This is a genomic window from Sphaerotilus hippei, from assembly GCF_003201595.1.
Classification (GTDB): domain Bacteria; phylum Pseudomonadota; class Gammaproteobacteria; order Burkholderiales; family Burkholderiaceae_C; genus Sphaerotilus; species Sphaerotilus hippei.
This window is the reverse complement of the sequence record NZ_QJJS01000036.1, coordinates 1-2,837: the sequence shown is the minus strand read 5'-3', so window position 1 is coordinate 2,837 and position 2,837 is coordinate 1. Positions and strand designations below refer to the sequence as shown.

General features: G+C 53.7%; 2 protein-coding genes and 1 pseudogene. All 3 read right to left on the bottom strand.

The genetic code is table 11. From position 1 onward, the window contains the following. Window positions 1-124 precede the first annotated feature (124 nt). Window positions 125-1,657, bottom strand: coding sequence for a P-loop ATPase, Sll1717 family (locus C7444_RS19850; RefSeq protein WP_110402586.1), 1,533 nt, complete (start codon window positions 1,655-1,657; stop codon window positions 125-127). Window positions 1,658-1,811: 154 nt separating this feature from the next. Continuing rightward, a complete protein-coding gene (locus C7444_RS20360; protein ID WP_170130821.1) occupies window positions 1,812-2,228 on the bottom strand; it encodes a hypothetical protein in 417 nt (138 codons plus the stop codon). A gap of 457 nt (window positions 2,229-2,685) precedes the next feature. Then, window positions 2,686-2,837, bottom strand: a pseudogene (locus C7444_RS19845) (IS5/IS1182 family transposase); the annotation flags it as partial.

Here is a 2,837-nt window from a genome sequence, read left to right as displayed (position 1 = left end):
GTCCATCCATGCACTCTCAGCCTTGCTCGCTCCGCGCGCTACCCGCACTTCACCGGCTTGACGATGTTGTCAATGCCAGGGGGCTGAATACGTACAACGAGGGGTTAGGCATCACGCTGCACGCCTACCCTTTTGGGGCGCCGGTTTGTTTTGTTGGCAAGATCTTCGCAAGCTGCGCTTGTTTAACGCCGATCAAATAGGTGCGGAATGCGGGGTGAATTTCCCATCGCGCGCCTTGCATGGCATTCCAGTTCGCCAGCTTGACAAAGTTGGAATCGTCGTGAAACAGAATGTGGCGAAATCCCCTTGGCATCGTGGTATCGACTACCCGGGCGTTTATGAAGCCCGTTTCATGAAGAAGCCTCAGTACTGTAACGGCGTCGTCGTCAACGTCGGGCCGGAGTTGTGCCCCGCGCACTTGTATTGAAGCAATACTCGGCACTGTCAACAGATGGCGACGCAGTTTCTCAAAGTCTGACTCAAAATCAAAGTCGGCAAACGTGTTGATGATCTCTCGGATGTTCTTGCAATCCAGGGAGAACTCGTTCACTACGTCATCGACCCGTTCAGATGAATAGACCTTCATCGCCGCGCCGGCTTCCTTGCTGCCGATCAAGAGCGCATTGCCCAGCTTGGCAGCGTCGATCATGTTCTTGATGAGTTGGATGGCGTCTCTCGGACGCTCGCGTGCCGACTTCGATATGAATGAATCCCAGGTTCGACTTTCGTCGCTCGTGGGGAGCGTCATGGTCGCGCCGTTGAAGAAAACGGTATGGGGATCGCCGCGTGATTGATCGGCGTCCTTGGCAGCGCGCTCCAAGCGTCGTCTGATGATGCCTTGCATCAACTTGTCGTCGGCCAGAAGTGGGATGACGAGTCCGCGAATATGGTCGGTCTGATCCCGTTGACCTTGACTCTCGCTTGTGAGGCGAGTCCAGACGCTTGATCGAAGGCTCACGATCGCTCGGACGGCATTGCACTCACCCGTAAGCCGCCTGACTGCCAGCAGAAGCGCCCAGATCCTGTTTAGGTGAGCGGGCTGATCTGGTGCCGCCAACTGGTCGGTGTCGTCGATAAGTAAGTAGAAGACGTTGCTCGATGACAGCAATTGCGCGTTGATGGCCTTGATCAGGGAGTTTGGCGAGTTTGTGCCTGCCAGTTCCTTGGCCAGTTGGACTCCGTTGATCTTCGCGGCGGGAAGCGAGATCGCGGAGATGAGTTCAAGTGACTTTTGAATGAAGTCGTCTTCTGTAAGTCCCTGCTGGCGCGCCTCGTTATGGAGTTTCGCCGCGTTGCCCTTCAACATGCCTTTCAGCTGAGAGCCAATCTGCGCCCCGACCGTTCGCAGCAGCACCTCGTAGTAGAAGCGCTTCAGGGAGCCAATGTCCTGCGACGTTGGCATGTCTTTTGAAGATATGTTGTCCGGCCGAATGAGGAGGCATGGCAACTTCTTCGACTTGGCAACTTTGTCGATCCACTCAACGACGGCACTCTTTCCGACCCCCTTGTTTCCCACAAGAACCCTCATTCCGCCCGGTTCGATGGCGCAGAGTTGAGTGAACTGAGTCGGCGCAATGAATATTTCGCCGAGGAACGGCCTGTCACCCTCTGCGGTGCCGGTTCGGACGTACTTCAGCAGGTAGTCGAGTGTTGTCATGTGGAGTTTCCGGGCGGAAGGACCAGGAGCGACTGTATTCGTGATGCCTAACGTTTGAATTCAGCGGCCGCCGAAGGCGGTCCGCTGGAATGATGGGTTGGGCGTCGCATTTTTGTTCTCGTTGGCGAAATATAGCCATCTACCGCGTTGCTATTTAATTTCTGCTGCACCCTGTTACCTTGCGATCTACAATCTTATTATTTTTGCTGACGAACAGCGTTGTGTTGCAACTCGAACCTTCGCTCCCCCAGACATACAAGGTGTCGGTCTTCTCAATTTGGATGGTGCGGCCGGGAGGACCGAATTCCAGAATGTATTCTTTAATAGGTCGACCTTTCCATCTGGCCAGCACTTTGGCTTCAGCTTCAGTCACCGCCGAAATACTCGACATTTCTTCGCGTGCCATCTGCTCCCAAAGTGCCAACTTCACGCCACCAACAATCTCATAGGAATCTGGTGTGAGTGTCCTCACCAACTCGAGATCAACCGCAGTACGCATGGTGGTTTCCCAGCTTTCTGCCACCTCGCCGATCGCATCATCAAGCAAGCGAATGGTGTTGCCTTCTTTCACGAACCGTCCGATGGACCTCTTAGATCGTTGGACAGATGCGGGACGGTTCCAATTTTTGAATTCACTTAGTAGCGCATCCCAGCGGTCAATCACCGACTTTGGTGATCCTTCTATTTTTAACCTATAACTCACCTGAGAAAGATGATCCGCCTTAAACAAAAAGGTTACATCTGCCGGCTCGTTACCTATATTGGAATCAGTAACCCGTAGGCCGAATAGTCTAGGCCCTAGAACCACTTCTGTAGCGCCTGGGTAATTTTCTAGAATCTCATTGGCCGTCATCCCATAATATGCAAATCTCCACAAGGGTTGCGAATGGGCAGGGTGCGTTGAAACTAGTGTTAATGCACCAAATAGAAATAGCCGAAAGAGATATGTGCACATGTTCATTGAACTGTATTCCGTTCGCGATGTATCTCGCAGGAGCCGTCGCGTATTTGGTGACGCCTAGAGCGTGTTATGAACTTCCCCCCGAAGCCAGCACCGCTGCGACCTTGGGGAGCATGAGGATGGCGAAGACCACGAAATGCAAACTGGCCAGCACCTGAGGCAAGCGCTCGAAATCGCGGCTGAGCCGACGAAACCGCGACAGCCAGCCGAAACTGCGCT

Coding starts and splice junctions, on each gene's coding strand:
- C7444_RS19850 (WP_110402586.1), bottom strand. CDS start 1,657: ATGACAACACTCGACTACCTGCTGAAGTACGTCCGAACCGGCACCGCA.